Source organism: Diaphorobacter sp. MNS-0 (assembly GCF_019602835.1).
GTDB lineage: Bacteria > Pseudomonadota > Gammaproteobacteria > Burkholderiales > Burkholderiaceae_C > Diaphorobacter > Diaphorobacter nitroreducens.
In genome coordinates this window covers 2,683,122-2,697,554 of the sequence record NZ_CP080761.1, presented here as the reverse complement: position 1 = coordinate 2,697,554, position 14,433 = coordinate 2,683,122, and the positions used below count along the sequence as shown (strand labels likewise).

The window sequence follows — 14,433 nt, the reverse complement described above, 5'->3', positions numbered from 1 at the left end:
GTTCAGGTCGCAACCCAAGGAGATCAGATGGCCAAAATCAAGCTTACCAAGACTACCGTAGACGCAGCGAAGGCTGGCGTGCAGGATATTGAACTGCGTGACACGCTGGTGCCCGGTTTCCTATGCAAGGTGACGCCGACCGGGCGCAAGGTGTTCATGGTCCAGTATCGGACGAATGCAGGAGAACGCCGGAAACCCGCTATCGGGCTGTTCGGGGAGTTGACTGTGGAACAGGCCCGATCAATCGCTCAGGATTGGTTGGCCGAGGTGCGGCGCGGCCAAGACCCGAGCGCACTCAAGGCGGCGGCGCGGCAAGCGCCGACCGTGAAAGAACTGTGCGTGCGCTTCATTGAAGACTATTCAAAGCCGCACAATAAGCCGAGCACAGTTGCCAGCAATCGAAAATACATCTCGCTGCATATTGGCCCCGCCTTGGGCAGCATGAAGGTCCCGGATGTCACGCGCCAGGATGTTGTCGCTCTGATGAAGAAGCGGGAAAAGGGGCCGACGGGGGCAAATCGCGTGCTCGCCTGCCTGCGCAAGATGTTCAATATGGCCGAGGTATGGGGCTACCGGCCGGACGGCTCTAACCCTTGCAAGCATGTCCAGAAGTACCCGGAGAAGGGCAAAACCCGGCTTATTACCGACGTGCAGCTGTCTCAGCTGTATGCATACCTGGAGCGATCTGACGCTGAAGGCTTGGAGCACCCGACCCTGACCCTTGCGATCCGGTTGCAGTTTGAGTGTGCCGCGCGCATGTCCGAGATCCTGACGCTTCGCTGGGAGTGGGTCGATTTCCAGAATCGGCGGATTGTCTGGCCCGACAGCAAGACCGGGGGCATCTCCAAGCCTATGAGCGAGGAGGCAGTGCGCCTGCTGACGAATGCGCCGCGCTTCGGAGAGTCGCCGTTTGTCTGCCCGGCGATTTTCAAGCCCTCGCGCCCACTGCCGAAGCACACCTACTACCAGGGCTGGAAGCGCATCCTCGACCGAGCCGGTGTTCCGCACATCGGAACGCACGGCATCCGGCATCGGGCGGCCACAGACATCGCCAATTCCGGGGTGCCGGTAAAGGTCGGGATGGCGTTGACAGCGCACAAGACGGTCACAATGTTCATGCGGTACGTACACACGGAGGACGACCCGGTGCGCAACGCCGCCGATCTGGTGGCCGCCAGACGCAAAGGCCTGGTGGAGGATGGTCGAACTGCGGCGACAGTGCCCACACCGTCTTATGGCGGTATTGAGGTTCCGGTAGCAGCAACTGGCGTTGTATCGAAAGCGTCGGCGGGAGCCTATCGTCCGTTTCGCCATCGGCGCACCGAGGAGCGGGCAGTGCCGCCTGGGACAAAGCGCACAGAGGCCCAGGCAGGCACAGAGGGAGCTTGAAATGCCTTGCCCCATCACACAAGGTGCCTGGCAAGGCGTCTCCATTCGCGGGCGTACAAATTCAGGTTGCCCGATCTATTCCCGAACGGATATAATTCATGACTGAAAAGCGACGACCATTGTTCTGGGAAGGCTCCTCGAAGAAGGATTTCAAAGAGTTTCCCATTCCAGCCCAGAAGGATATGGGCGTTGCGCTGTTTGTGGTGCAGTTGGGTCGCATGCCGGATTCTTCGAAGCCCTGGAAAGGGCTGGGGTCAGGCGTGTACGAACTGGTGGAAGACCATCGGGGCGATACTTTTCGCGCGGTCTACACTGTGCGGGTAGGTGATGCCGTTCATGTGCTGCATGCGTTTCAGAAGAAGTCCAAATCCGGTATTGCGACGCCGCAGCCGGATGTGGACCTGGTTGAAAAACGGTTGAAGGCAGTTCTTGCCCGGTACGGGCTCAGCGGGAGATGACGATGCGAAGCAAAGACAGCCACAAGGGCACGGACAACGTTTTGACTGATCTCGGGTTCGAGGACGCGGAGGAGTTGTCGGCGAAGGCCGTGCTCGCCGTGAAGCTCAATGAACTAATCGAAAAGCGGAGCTTGAGCCAAACCCAGGCGGCGGGCATCACCGGCATGACGCAGCCTAAGGTGTCACAGGTGCGTCAGTACAAACTCCAGAACATCTCACTCGAACGCCTGATGCAGGCGCTCGTGTCGCTTGATCAGCAGGTGGAGATCGTCGTTCGTCCTGCTCGCCGCGCACACGGCGCAGGCATTACGGTGGCGGCTTGATGTTCAGGCGTGAACAAACGCCAGGCGTGGCGGTGCGATGAAGTTTGCTTACGAAGACTTGAGCGACGACCAGTTTGAGAAGCTGGTCGTGTTCTTGTGCCAGCGCCTGCTTGGCATCTCTGTGCAGGGGTTCGCCAAAGGGCCTGATGGCGGGCGTGATGCGAAGTTCGTCGGGACGGCTGAACTCCATCCGAGCAAGGCTGCCCCCTGGTGAGGTTGCCCCTGAAAAGTGGAGTTCTTAACCCTTGTTGAAGATACCGACAAGGAGTTCAGAGATGAGTGACAAGCAGGTGCGTGCGCAGTACACGCGAGAGTTCAAGCAGGAGGCTGTTCGGCAGGTCCGCTCGGGTCAGGCGATTGCGGTGGTGGCCAAGGTACTGGGCATCCCCAAAGCGAGCCTGGGCAACTGGGTGCGGCTGTCAGCCAAGGGAGAATTGGACGGTGCGGGCGGTGGTGACAAGGGCATCCAAGTCTCGCCCGAGCAGATGGAGATAGCCCGGTTGCGTGCAGAGAATGCTCGCCTTCGCATGGAGCGCGACATCGCAAAAAAAGCCGCGGCGTACTTCGCGCAGGACACGCTGCGAGGTACGCCTGGATTCACCAAATGAGAAAGCTGTACCCGGTGAGTGTGTCCTGCGGGGTGCTGGAGGTCAGCGCGAGCGGGTACTTCAACTGGCTGCGCCGGCGTGAGTCTGGCCACGGTGGACCTGCCCGGCGTCACAGCGACGAAGCCCTGCTGGCGTACATGCGCGCCATCCACGCCGAGGTGAAGGGGGAATACGGCTGGCCACGCATGCACAAGGAACTGCTGGCCCGGGGCATCCGAGTGGGCAAAGACCGGGTGCGCAAGCTCATGCAGCAGCACGGCATCAGGGCCAAGACCAAACGCAAGTTCGTGGTGACCACCGATAGCCGCCACAGCCTGCCGGTGGCGCCCGACTTGGTACAGCGGCGCTTCAACCCCGAGGCGCCCAACCAGCTCTGGAGTGGCGACATCACCTACATCCAAACCGACGAGGGCTGGCTGTACCTGGCTGCGGTCATCGACCTGTTCAACCGTCAGGTGGTGGGCTGGAGCCTGCAGCCGCACATGCAGGCCAGCCTGGTCAAGGACGCGCTGGCCATGGCGTGGTGGCGCCGCAGGCCGCCTCCTGGGCTGATATTCCACAGCGACCGGGGCAGCCAGTATTGCAGCCATGAGTTCCAGGATGCCTTGAAGGGCTGGGGCATGCGTTCATCGATGAGCAGAAAGGGTAACTGTTGGGACAACGCACCGACCGAGAGCTTCTGGGGCCGGCTGAAAACAGCCAGCGTACATGGGTGCAAATTTGCTACCCGTGAGCAGGCCAGGCAGGCGGTGATGGACTGGATGGCCTTCTACAATCACCGAAGGCTGCATTCGTCGCTGGGCTACCTCAGCCCGATGCAGTACGAGCAGCGCTGGTACGAGGCACAGCGTAAAAAGGCCGCGTGAACCGTGGGTTAAGAGCTACACGAAACAGGGGCAAGGTCAGGCGCAGCTTGTTGGTGAACGCAGCCAGTGCACTCTCAGCCGATGCGTCAGGCATCTTGCACAGCAGCACCAGGCGCGTTGAGCGCTCGACCAGCACACCCACCGCCGACTTGTTGCCAGCGCCCTTGATCAAATCCCCCTCCCAATGCCCCGGCATCACGCGATCATTGACCTCGGGTGGGCGAACATGGATAGAGACCATGTCTGGAATCTGACCGCGCCGATGAGAGCCTGCTGAACGCGGGCGGCGTGTACTCTTGCCCTGGCGCAGCAGTGCGATGAGCTGGCGGCGCAACTCGCCGCGTGGGTATGCATAGATGGCGGTGTAGATGCTCTCGTGCGAGGCATGCTTGCTTGGCTCTTGGGGATACATGCGCTGGAGTGTGTGTGTAATCTGCTGGGGCGACCACAGCCAGCACAGCATGGTGGTGACAAGCATCCACAACGCCCCGGAGCTGTGCAGTTTGGGGCATGGCCTGACCTGAATGCGACGCTGCTGGCACAGGCGCTGCGCAGGCGCGCTGTATCCGTCCGGTGACCCCATATTGAACGCGCCGTGAGAAGCGGGCATCGTGCCCACGATTGGAGGATCGTGGAGACGATGGAACAGGTTTCAAGCGAAGGCCGGCCGCGCCGGCGTGAATACAGCAAAGCGTTCAAGGCACAGTTGGTGGCTGCGTGCGCGCAGCCCGGTGCCAGTGTCGGTGGTGTGGCCTTGTCGCACGGGCTGCACGCGAACATGGTGCACCGATGGATTCGGGAGGCGGGCCCTGTGCGCGCTCAACCGGGCGTTTGTTCGGATGCTGAGCCCGGCTTCATCTCGCTGCCGCTGACGGCAATGGCGGACAGCACCCATGAGGAGCAGGCGCTGGCTGCATTACCGCCATCCGCGCCTTTACCGCTGCCGTCTGCGCCAGTCCATGTGCGCCTGCAACGCGGCGAACTGGTGGTCAGCCTGCAGTGCCCACTGGGCCAGTGCGGGGCGCTCTTGCGCGAGGTGTTGCGGTGATCCGGGTCGATGCGGTCTGGATGTCCACGCAACCGCTGGACATGCGCGCCGGCCCCGAGACGGCCCTGGCCAGAGTGGTGCAAGTCTTTGGCGCGGCCCGCCCGCACCACGCTTATCTCTTTGCCAACGCACGGGCCAACCGCCTGAAGGTACTGGTGCACGATGGCTTTGGCGTCTGGCTGGCCGCAAGGCGCCTGAACCAGGGCAAGTTTGCCTGGGGCGATGAGCGCCTGGGTCCTCGGCTCACACTCAGCGTCGAACAACTGCAAGCCCTGGTCACGGGCTTGCCCTGGCAGCGCCTGGGAGAAGACGCTGTGATCACGGTGCTGTGATGTTGGTCGCCCCTGGGGCGGCGTTCAATTCGTGGATATGCCAGTAGGCGGCTGCCCACCCATCAGGGATGATGACGGCCATGAACGAACCGGTGGATCTGCAGAGCATGGACGAGGCGCAAATGCGCCAGATGCTGCAGCACCTCATGAGCGAGCTCAAACACAAGCAGACGCTGCTGGACAAGCTCAGCTACGAGATGGCCATCCTCAAGCGGCTGAAGTTCGCCGCCAAGACCGAGGCATTGAACGCCGATCAGCGCAGTCTGCTGGAAGACGCGCTCGAAGAAGACCTGCAGGCGGTGGATGAGGAGATCGAGCAGCTGCGCTCGGCTGAAGAGCGCAGCCCACGCCAGCAACCCAAGCGCCTGCCATTGCCGGCACAACTGCTGCGCCAGGAATTCACACACGAGCCCGAGGTGACTGAGTGCTGCGGCCAGGCCATGCGCCGCATGGGCGAGGACGTGGCCGAGAAGCTCGACTACACGCCCGGCGTGTTCATGGTGCACCGCCATGTGCGCGGCAAATGGGTGTGCGCGTGCTGCCAGACGCTCAAGCAGCAGCCGGTCGAGGCGCACATCATCGACAAGGGCCTGGCCACCACCGGCTTGCTGGCCCAGGTGCTGGTGGCCAAGTACGCGGACCACCTGCCCCTGTACCGCCAGGAGAGCATCTATGCCCGTGCTGGGGTGCCGCTGGCACGCTCGACCCTGGCGCAGTGGGTGGGCAGCTGCGGCGTGCAACTGCAGCCGCTGGTCGATGCGCTGCGTCAGGAGGTGCTCGCACACAGCATCGTGCACGCCGATGAGACCCCGGTGCAGATGCTCAAGCGCGGCAGCGAGCGCGATGGCAAGACGCACCGCGCCTACCTGTGGGCCTACACCCCGGGGCGGCACGAAGACCTCAAGGCCGTGGTCTACGACTTCTGCGAAAGCCGCGCGGGCAAGCACGCCGGTGAATTTCTCAACGGCTGGCGCGGCACGCTGCTGGTCGATGACTTTGCGGGCTACAAGCAGCTCATGGGCGAGCACATCACCGAAGCGGCTTGCTGGGCGCACGCCCGGCGCAAGTTCTTTGAGCTGCACGCAGCCAACAAGAGCCAGATCGCCGAGCAGGCGCTGGTGCAGATCGGGCAGCTCTACGAGGTGGAGAGGCAGGCGAGCAATGTCGATGGCACCGAGCGGCTGCGAATGCGCCAGCAGCACAGCCGCCCGATCGTGGACAAATTGCACGCCTGGCTGAGCGAGCACCGCAGTAAGGTACCCGAGGGTTCAGCGTAAGCGTCCGGCAAACCCAGGCCTACCGAGGCCGGTGATCAGGCGTCGGCGGGTTTCCAGCGGTGTGGCAGGAGCTCGACGATGCGGCTGGCCTTGTGCGTGGGCAGTCGCGTGAGCACGTCCTTGAGGTAGGCATACGGGTCGTGCCCGTTCATACGGGCCGACTGGATCAGGCTCATGACGGCGGCCGCTCGCTGGCCCGCACGCAGGCTGCCGGCAAACAGCCAGTTGTTACGACCGATGGCAATGGGCCGGATCTGGTTCTCGATCCAGTTGTTGTCGACCGGCAGTTGTCCGTCATCCACGAATCGGGTCAGCGCATCCCAGCGCCGCAGGCTGTAGTCCAGCGCCTTGGCGGTTGCTGATCCGTCGGGCACCTGGCGCCGTTGCAGCGTCATCCACTCGTTAAGAGCGTCCAGGATCGGCCGGGTCTGCTGCTGCCGAACGGCTTGCCGTTGCTCGGTGTCCAGCTCTTTGACGTCCCGCTCGATCTCATAGACCCGGGCGAACTGCTGCAGGGCGAACTCGGCGATCTGGCTCTGGTTGGCCGCGTGCAGGTCGAAGAACTTGCGCCGGGCATGGGCCAGACAGCCCACCTCGGTCACGCCGCTGGCGATCAAGGCCTTGTAGCCGCTGAAGTCGTCGCAGGTCAGGCAGCCCTTCCAGGCCTTGTCGGTGCCGTGGCCCAGGAAGCGCCGGGCGTGTTCGCCCGAGCGGGATTCGCAGAAGTCGTAGACCACAGCCTTGATGCTCTCGAAGGCCCCCGGCGCATAGGCCCAGAGGTAGGCGCGGTGCGTCTTGCCATCGCCGGGCTTGAGCATGGCCACCGGCGTCTCATCGGCGTGTAGCACCCGGTGGCTGAGGATCTCGGTCTTCAGGGCATCGACCAGCGGCTGCAGCCGCACCCCGCAGGTGCCCACCCACTGCGCCAGGGTCGAGCGAGGGATGGCCAGGCCAGCGCGGCCGAAGATCGCCTCCTGCCGGTACAGCGGCAGGTGATCGGCGTACTTGCCCACCAGCACCTGGGCCAGCAGGCCGGTGGTGGGGATACCTTTGTCGATGACGTGCGCCTCGACCGGCGCTTGTTGAATGGTCTCGCACCGGGCGCAGGCCCACTTGCCGCGGATGTGGCGCTCGACACTGAAGACGCCGGGCACATAGTCCAGCTTCTCGGCCACGTCCTCGCCCACGCGTTTCATCTGGCAGCCACACGCGCACGTGGTGGACGTGGGTTCGTGGCGGATCTCGCGGCGTGGCAGGTGCGCCGGCAAGGGCATCCGCTTGGCCTGTCTCTTCTCGGGGGTGGCCGGTGCTTGCGTCTGCGCCAGCGCGTCGATCTCGCTGGCCACGGCCGCCAGGTCCGCTTCGATCTCGTCGTCGAGCAGGCTCTTCTGCTCAGGGCTGAAGCGCTCTGATTGGGCGGCGAACTTCATGCGCTTCAAGAGCGCGTTCTCGTGCGTGAGCTTGTCGATGAGGGTCTGCTTGAAGGCAAGCTCCTGGTCCTTGGCAGCAGCGGCTTGCAGCATGGACAGCAGCGCCGAGCGCAATTGCTCGGGACTCAGACTATCCAGGGATTGCGGCTCTACGACCATGGGCATGACTGTGCCAGCGCCGGTAACGCCACGCCATTGGCACATGCACCGATTGGCAGGCCGCATGTCAGCGATCAGATTCAGAGCACGGTGATGAGGCCACCATCGCCCAGGCGCTGCCAAGGCAACCCGAGCACCAGAGCGTCGAACTGCGAGCGGCTGAGCGTGGTGGTCAACGCACCGTCACGCGGCCAGACGAACTTGCCGCTGTTCAGGCGCCGCGCCGCCAGCCACACCCCAATGCCGTCGTGCACCAACACCTTCATGCGGCTGGCTCTCCGGTTGGCAAACAGGTAGGCGTGATGCGGACGCGCAGCACCGAAGACGGCCACCACACGGGCCAGCGCGGTGTCTGTGCCGGCACGCATGTCCAGCGGCTCGGTAGCCAGCCACAGGGCGTCGATGCGGATCACTTGAGCAGGTCCCGCATCCAGGCCGCGCAGTGCTCGGCCGCGCAGACCGGCCAGGTCAGCGAGATGCTGGTAGCGCCACGGCGCAACTCGATGCGGATGTCTGGGGCCGGCGCACAGCTGGGCGCAGGCAGCGTCACCGGCACGAAGGTGGGAACTTGCATATCTGTGCTGGGGGCATGGGCCAGTCGGCGCCATTTGTGCACGACGTTGGCGTTGATGCCGTGCGAGAGCGCCACGCTGGCCACCGATGCACCGGGCTGGGCGCACTCGGCCAGGATCTGCTGCTTGAGCTCGGCGCTGTGGCGCCGACGGGTCTTGTTCTGGGCTTCGGTCATGGTGTCCACCTATCTGGTTTGGTGGACACCATCGTTGCCGCTTACGCCGCCGCCCTCAAGGGTGGGATGACCGTGCGCTTACGGCGCGCTGGCGTAACTGCCATTGCAGGCGTTGCGCCGCAACTCACGGCTGATGGTGCTTGGGCTGCGGCCTTGAAGGCGGGCTATGGCCCTGATGCTCCAGCCCTGCTGGCGCAGCGATGCCAACGTCACCCTATCTTCTGGCTGCAAGTGTTCGTATCTCTTTCTCATCTGCATACATTACCCTCGGTGAGGGTGTTGCACTTCAGATTTGAGACCGCCCAGCCAAATGGTTGCCAAAGCGGCGACAAGGGCCCCGGGGCCGCATAAAAGCAGGCCCATCTGCAGGGAAAAAATGGCGTCCTCTACGCCATCTGAAAACTGCGGCCTTGTAGCACTCGCGAATTCGAGTTGTTCAGGACATCCCTACCTGGTCGCCCCTGATTTATTCGTAAGCCATTGATTTTGCTGGATATTTTCTTCATTCCGGCGTATAATTTCTCCCGTTCTGATAGCGCATCCGCCTTGATTTCTGGGAGTTTCGTGCCGTGATGTTCACCTGCCCCGCCACCGACGATTTCTTCCGCTCGCGCATCGACCAGATGATCGATCTGCGCCATCCGCTGGCGGTGCTGTCTTCGCGCATGCCCTGGCAGGAGATCGAGGCGCGGGTGGCCCACCTGCTGGTGCGCAAGGCCCACGCCGGGCAGGCCATGCCCGATCTGGATTTGTTCGGCGAGAAGCCCCAGCGCCAGGCTGCGGCCAGCAAGGCCGGGCGCCCGCGCGTGGCGCTGCGCATCATGGTCTCGCTGCTGTACCTCAAGCACGCGTTCAACGAATCCGATGAGGGCGTGGTGGCCCGCTGGGCCGACACCCCGCGCTGGCAGTTCTTCTCGGGCTGCGCGTACTACGAAGACCGCCAGCCCTGCGACGCCACCACCCTGGTCAAGTTCCGTCAGTTGCTGGGCGAAGAAGGCGTGGAAGAGCTGCTGGCGCAGACCATCAACGTGGCCGTTGAACTCAAGCTGATCAAGCCGCAGGAGCTCTCTCGCGTGATCGTGGACAGCACGGTGCAGCACAAGGCGATTGCGCACCCCACCGACAGCCGCCTGCTGGAGACAGCCAGGGTCAAGCTGGTCGAAGCAGCCAAGGGTGCCGGCATCGACTTGAAGCAGACCTTTGCCAAGGAAGGCAAGGAGCTGGGCCGCAAGGCCGGGCGCTATGCCCACGCGCGCCAGTTCAAGCGCATGCGCCGCGCCATCAAGCGCCAGCGCACCATCGTCGGGCGGCTGCAGCGCGAGATCGAGAGGAAGATCGCCACTGGGGCCAGCGCCATCGGGCAAGCCGTGCGCCAAGCGCTCGCCCAGACATTGAGCAAGGCCGCGCGCATCGTGGCCCAGAGCGGCCAGCGCAAGGCGGTGGATGGACAGCCCAAGCTGTACGCCTGGCATGCCCCGGAGGTGGACTGCATCAGCAAAGGCAAGGCCAAGCAGCCCTACGAGTTCGGCGTGAAGGTGGGCATTGCCAGCACGCTCAAAGGCAACCTGATCGTGGGCGCCCGGGCCTTCCACGGCAACCCGTACGATGGTCACACCCTCACAGAGCAACTGGAGCAGGCCACGATCCTGATGCAGGACAGCGATGCAAAACCAGCGACAGCGTTCGTTGATCTGGGCTACCGGGGGGTGGATGCGGACAACCCGGATGTGCACATCGTGCACCGGGGCAAGGCCAAGCGGATCAGTGAGCAGGAAAGAAAGCTGCTCAGGCGGCGCCAGGCTATTGAACCCATCATCGGGCACCTCAAGGCCGATCACCGCATGGGTCGCTGCCACCTCAAGGGCGAACAGGGCGACCGCCTGCACGCGGTGCTGTGCGCGGCCGGCTACAACATCAAGTGGCTGCTGCGCATGATCGTCAAGAAGGGGGTGGCCTTCTTGCAGGTGGTTTTTTTGTGCCTGCTGCAAGCCAGCACACAGGAGCGTTCTTGGCTGGCCGCTGTGATGGACATGCGCTCTTGGGCTGCTGATGCCCGATCAACCCTGTGCACAGCCCTGGCCAACCGGCTGACCTTGGGGGCTGGCAGGCTCTCCCAGGCTTGAAATGAATATTTCAGGGCCGACTACCTGATGACGCTCGGGGCTCCAACTTACTATCGGTATGACCAATACTTGGCATCCAAATTCTCCGTTTTACTGACATCGGTAGTACTCCTAGAGTAGGCAGTGTTTCTCGCAATATGACCAAACTCAGGAGAAGCCAAGAATGGAGACCCAGCTCATAATCGACAATCAGGCCTTGCCTGCGTCCGGCAACGCCACCTACGTCAGACACCATCCAACCACAGACTTGGCTGCGCGCCTGAACTCAGACCTCCAGCGCTGGCGCGGCGTGGTGAAGCAAATTGGATTCACCGCCCAATCATGAGAGGAGACTTCAGCAGAATGCTCAACCGACGTTCGATAATTCATTCAATCGGCGCTATCGTCGCACTTGGTTCCACATCCCGCGCAATGGCGCAAGGGACAAGTGTGCTGAAGGTGATCAACGGGTTCCCGGCGGGTGGCGTTGTCGACACGGTCAGCCGACGTGTTGGTGGAGGCATGGTCAATGCGGGTTACGCAAATTCAGTGGTCGTTGACAACCGGTCAGGCGCTGGAGGGCGCATCGCCTGCACGGCTGTCAAGACCGCCGCGCCCGACGGCCACACTCTGCTGCTGACACCCGACGGGGTGTTGTCGCTTTACCCGTTCATATACAACAAGCTCGACTACGATCCTTTTAGAGACTTCCTCCCAATCTCCGTTGTGGCATTGACCACAGATGCTCTGGCAGTTGGACCCATGGTGCCGGATCAGGTCAAGACACTGAGAGACTACATGGCCTGGGCGAAGGCCAACCCACAGCAGGCAAGTTTCGGCTCTCCGAGCACGGGCTCCTCCTCGCATTTGCTCGGATCATTGCTGAGCAGAGAAGCAGGAGTCCCACTTACCCATGTGGCTTACCGTGGGGCGGCGCCTGGTGTAGCCGATTTGGTCGGAGGGCAGATCAGCGCCATGATCGCCCCAACGGGAAATTTCTTGAGCTTTCAGCGATCGGGTAAGTTGCGGCTTCTAGCCACATCAGGCGTGCGACGCACACCGTTCACACCAGAAACCCCCACCTTCGCCGAACAGAAATTTGGTGACGGCTATCCTGCCGAGGAGCAGTGGTACGGCTTCTTCGCCCCGGCGTCTACACCTGATGACCTGATAGCGAAGGCAAACAAGAGCATCATCCAGTCCCTAGGAAGCAGGAATGTAGCCGAATCACTTGCCAGCTTCGGCCTTGTCGCAAAGGGTTCCAGCGCTGCCGAGATGAGCGAAAGCCTTCGAAAACAGCACGACGTCTGGGGTCGGTTGGTCAAAAAACTCGGATTTACGGCGGAATCGTGACAAGACCTATTCGCAAATTATTTGCGCAGCTCGAGATGCGAAAGAGCGGTATTCCGTTCATCAACACGCGGGACGGCTTGCTGGCATACATCAAGTGCCAGCAGCATTAGGCCAAGGTAATTGCTGAAGCCAAGCTTGAAAAGCTGGACTAACCCTTGCTTTAACGGCACTCGAGCCCGGAATGAGGAGCGTACAACTCGCCTTCCGGGCTTTTTTATGGGTCTTGCTGCGCAAGCTACTGATTCCCGAGTGGAGTCGTCCTAACTGTCGCATCCCGGACGATCATATGGTCGCTTGTTAAACAGATGCGGGTGCGACTGATACCACTGTTTCATGGCCTGCATGGGCGTACTGCTCTTGAGCGCTGATTGCGGCAATTGGTGGTTGTACAGCGCCACATAGCGCAACAAGGTTTGCTCCATGTCCTCGCGGCTGTTGAACCTGTGGGTCTTCAGGACGTCTGCAATACGCCCATTGAACCGCTCCACCATACCGTTGGTTCTCGGTGTTCTGGGCTTGGTCAGCCGGTGCTCTATGCCCAGCTCCTGGCACAGTTGATCGAACTCATGGTTGCCGCTGGGTTCGCGTTCCCGGCTGGCAAACAGGCGGTCTGTGAACTCCTTGCCGTTGTCGGTCAGCAGCTTGGTGATCCTGAGTGGACAGGCCTTGTGCAATGCCTTCAGGAAGGCTTGCGCACTGGCGGCCGTCTTGTTGGTCTTGAGCTGCACAAACACCCAGCGCGTAGCCCGATCAATGGCCACGAACAGATAGCGCCTGCTGCTCTCGTCCTGCATCTGGGGCAGGTACTTCACATCCATGTGCACATAGCCAGGCTCGTAGCTCTTGAAGGCCTTGTGTGCTACCGCAGGCTCCTGGGGTTTGAGGGCGTTGAGGTTGCCCGCGCCATGGCGGCGCAGACAGCGGTCCAAGCCAGAGCGTGAGACATGGGGGCAAATGAACTCGCGCGTGACCGCCAGCAGGTCATCCAGGGGCAGCAGCAGGGTACGCCTGAGGTGGAGCACCACGGTCTCTTGCGCAGGCGTGAGCACGGTCTGCAGGTGATGGGCCGTATGCGAGCGGTCTGCAAAAACATCGCGCTTCTTCCATTTGTAAACCGTCTGCTCAGTGATCCCGAAGCGCAGGGCCAGGACGTTGGCTGGCTCGTTGCTGGCTGCGATCTCGGCACGCACCGCGGGCGTGGTGCGGGCGTTCTTGTGCAGGGCAATCAACATGGCTTTACTCCCTGGGTAGATTGCAAGGACTCTATCAACTCTTGCAGGACCGCTCTGGCCATGAAGAGAGGATAAGAACTCCACTTTTCAGGGGCAACCTCAATCCATGGTTGCCTGAGTCCTGGATTGCCGCGCTGCGCTCGCAATGAAACCATGCTTCATGTTGACAGAAAAAACGATGAAAACAAACCCCAAACAATGGCGCGTCGGACTGGTCGGTTATGGCGAGGTGGGCCGCATCCTGGCCGAAGACCTGCGCGCCCAGGGCATGGCCGTCAGTGCCTATGACCTCAAGTTGGTCAACGCGTCCACCGCCGGGCCCCTGCAGACCCACGCGGCACAGCATGGTGTGGGTTTTCTCGGCTCCAGCGGTGAACTGGCTGCGGGCGCTGACCTGATCATCAGCGCGGTCACGGCCAGCCAGACCGTGCGGGTGGCAGAGGCCTGCGCCGGTTCGGTTCAGCCAGGCAGCTTCTTCCTTGACTTCAACTCGGCGTCTCCCGGCGCCAAGCAGCGTGCTGCCGCCTTGATCGACGCAGCTGGTGGCCGTTATGTGGAAGGCGCCGTCATGACCAGCATCCCGCCGTACCGCATCAAGGTGCCGCTGCTGCTGGGGGGAGCGCACGCCAATGCCTTATGCACGCTGCTCAACACGCTGGGCTTCGCCAGCAAGGTGGCCAGCGACACACTCGGCGTGGCCAGTGCCACCAAGATGTGCCGCAGCGTCATGATCAAGGGATTGGAAGCCATGGTGATCGAGAGCTTCACCACAGCCCGCCACTACGGCGTGGAAGACGCGGTGGTGGCGTCCCTGTACGAGACCTTCCCCGGCATCGGCTGGGAAAAACAGGCGGCCTATTTCTTTCAACGCGTCATCGAGCACGGCCGACGCCGCAGCGAGGAAGTGCGCGAAGTTGCCGAGACCGTGCGTGATGCCGGTCTGACGCCCTGGTCGGCGTCGGGAACCGCCGAGCGCCAGGCCTGGGTGGCCGATCTGGCCGACAGCGGTGTGTTCGGAACCAAAGGCACGCCTGAATTCGCCCGCAGCACCGACTGGCGCGTGGAAGCGGACCGTATGTTGGCGCAGGTCAATCAAAAGAAATAAACC

At 62.3% G+C, this 14,433-nt stretch carries 14 protein-coding genes and 4 pseudogenes; 12 read left to right on the top strand and 6 right to left on the bottom strand.

The annotated features are described in order from the left end of the window. The first annotated feature begins 27 nt into the window (after positions 1 to 27). The 5 genes from K2L43_RS12870 (at position 28) to K2L43_RS12850 (ending at position 3,644) form a co-directional block, all read left to right on the top strand. Positions 28 to 1,389, top strand: coding sequence for a site-specific integrase (locus tag K2L43_RS12870; protein ID WP_086913968.1), 1,362 nt, complete (start codon positions 28 to 30; stop codon positions 1,387 to 1,389). A gap of 98 nt (positions 1,390 to 1,487) precedes the next feature. Continuing rightward, positions 1,488 to 1,847, top strand: coding sequence for a type II toxin-antitoxin system RelE/ParE family toxin (locus K2L43_RS12865; protein ID WP_086911660.1), 360 nt, complete (start codon positions 1,488 to 1,490; stop codon positions 1,845 to 1,847). 2 nt (positions 1,848 to 1,849) lie between these two features. Continuing rightward, entirely contained in the window at positions 1,850 to 2,170 is a 321-nt protein-coding gene (locus tag K2L43_RS12860; protein ID WP_086913969.1) for a helix-turn-helix domain-containing protein, read from the top strand. Between the two features lie 37 nt (positions 2,171 to 2,207). Then, entirely contained in the window at positions 2,208 to 2,384 is a 177-nt protein-coding gene (locus K2L43_RS12855) for a hypothetical protein (protein ID WP_220639024.1), read from the top strand. A 61-nt stretch (positions 2,385 to 2,445) separates the two neighbouring features. Continuing rightward, positions 2,446 to 3,644, top strand: a protein-coding gene (locus K2L43_RS12850; protein WP_103738857.1) for an IS3 family transposase whose coding sequence is annotated in 2 segments (ribosomal slippage) — positions 2,446 to 2,713 and positions 2,713 to 3,644 — 1,200 coding nt in all. Because the reading frame shifts where the segments join, the coding sequence is not laid out codon by codon here. A gap of 25 nt (positions 3,645 to 3,669) precedes the next feature. Here K2L43_RS12850 and K2L43_RS12845 read toward each other — a convergent pair. Beyond that, positions 3,670 to 4,230 (bottom strand): annotated as a pseudogene (locus K2L43_RS12845) (IS30 family transposase); the annotation flags it as partial. A 54-nt stretch (positions 4,231 to 4,284) separates the two neighbouring features. Here K2L43_RS12845 and K2L43_RS12840 point away from each other — a divergent pair. The 3 genes and pseudogenes from K2L43_RS12840 to K2L43_RS12830 form a co-directional block, all read left to right on the top strand. Next, positions 4,285 to 4,692, top strand: coding sequence for a transposase (locus K2L43_RS12840; RefSeq protein ID WP_041835871.1), 408 nt, complete (start codon positions 4,285 to 4,287; stop codon positions 4,690 to 4,692). A gap of 20 nt (positions 4,693 to 4,712) precedes the next feature. Beyond that, positions 4,713 to 5,024: an IS66 family insertion sequence element accessory protein TnpB gene (gene tnpB, locus K2L43_RS12835; protein WP_011804029.1), complete on the top strand. Its 312-nt coding sequence runs from the start codon at positions 4,713 to 4,715 to the stop codon at positions 5,022 to 5,024. Between the two features lie 68 nt (positions 5,025 to 5,092). After that, positions 5,093 to 6,298: pseudogene (locus tag K2L43_RS12830) on the top strand (IS66 family transposase); the annotation flags it as partial. A 38-nt stretch (positions 6,299 to 6,336) separates the two neighbouring features. On the opposite strand, the gene K2L43_RS12825 reads toward K2L43_RS12830, so the two are convergent. The 4 genes and pseudogenes from K2L43_RS12825 to K2L43_RS12810 form a co-directional block, all read right to left on the bottom strand. Then, positions 6,337 to 7,890: an IS66 family transposase gene (locus tag K2L43_RS12825; RefSeq protein WP_015913892.1), complete on the bottom strand. Its 1,554-nt coding sequence runs from the start codon at positions 7,888 to 7,890 to the stop codon at positions 6,337 to 6,339. Positions 7,891 to 7,970: 80 nt separating this feature from the next. Then, a complete protein-coding gene (gene tnpB, locus K2L43_RS12820; protein WP_015912732.1) occupies positions 7,971 to 8,303 on the bottom strand; it encodes an IS66 family insertion sequence element accessory protein TnpB in 333 nt (110 codons plus the stop codon). Further along, positions 8,300 to 8,638, bottom strand: a complete 339-nt coding sequence (locus K2L43_RS12815) for a transposase (protein ID WP_015912731.1) — start codon at positions 8,636 to 8,638, stop codon at positions 8,300 to 8,302. Before K2L43_RS12815 ends, tnpB (K2L43_RS12820) begins: the two co-directional genes overlap by 4 nt. A gap of 99 nt (positions 8,639 to 8,737) precedes the next feature. Continuing rightward, positions 8,738 to 8,890 (bottom strand): annotated as a pseudogene (locus K2L43_RS12810) (helix-turn-helix domain-containing protein); the annotation flags it as partial. 320 nt (positions 8,891 to 9,210) lie between these two features. Here K2L43_RS12810 and K2L43_RS12805 point away from each other — a divergent pair. From K2L43_RS12805 to K2L43_RS12795, 3 genes and pseudogenes are all read left to right on the top strand, one after another. Next, positions 9,211 to 10,663 (top strand): annotated as a pseudogene (locus K2L43_RS12805) (IS5 family transposase). A gap of 261 nt (positions 10,664 to 10,924) precedes the next feature. Then, on the top strand, positions 10,925 to 11,086 hold the full coding sequence (locus K2L43_RS12800) for a hypothetical protein (RefSeq protein WP_210570766.1): 162 nt from the start codon (positions 10,925 to 10,927) through the stop codon (positions 11,084 to 11,086). A 104-nt stretch (positions 11,087 to 11,190) separates the two neighbouring features. Next, complete coding sequence (locus tag K2L43_RS12795; protein WP_370632955.1) at positions 11,191 to 12,093, top strand: tripartite tricarboxylate transporter substrate-binding protein; 903 nt, start codon at positions 11,191 to 11,193, stop codon at positions 12,091 to 12,093. A gap of 260 nt (positions 12,094 to 12,353) precedes the next feature. Here K2L43_RS12795 and K2L43_RS12790 read toward each other — a convergent pair whose 3' ends face one another. Next, positions 12,354 to 13,325 carry an IS481 family transposase gene (locus K2L43_RS12790; protein ID WP_210570768.1) on the bottom strand — a complete coding sequence of 324 codons (972 nt, stop codon included), beginning with the start codon at positions 13,323 to 13,325 and terminating at the stop codon, positions 12,354 to 12,356. 178 nt (positions 13,326 to 13,503) lie between these two features. On the opposite strand from K2L43_RS12790, the gene K2L43_RS12785 reads away from it, so the two are divergent. After that, positions 13,504 to 14,430 (top strand): NAD(P)-dependent oxidoreductase, encoded by a 927-nt coding sequence (locus K2L43_RS12785; protein WP_086913976.1) that lies wholly within the window; start codon positions 13,504 to 13,506, stop codon positions 14,428 to 14,430. Positions 14,431 to 14,433 lie beyond the last annotated feature (3 nt).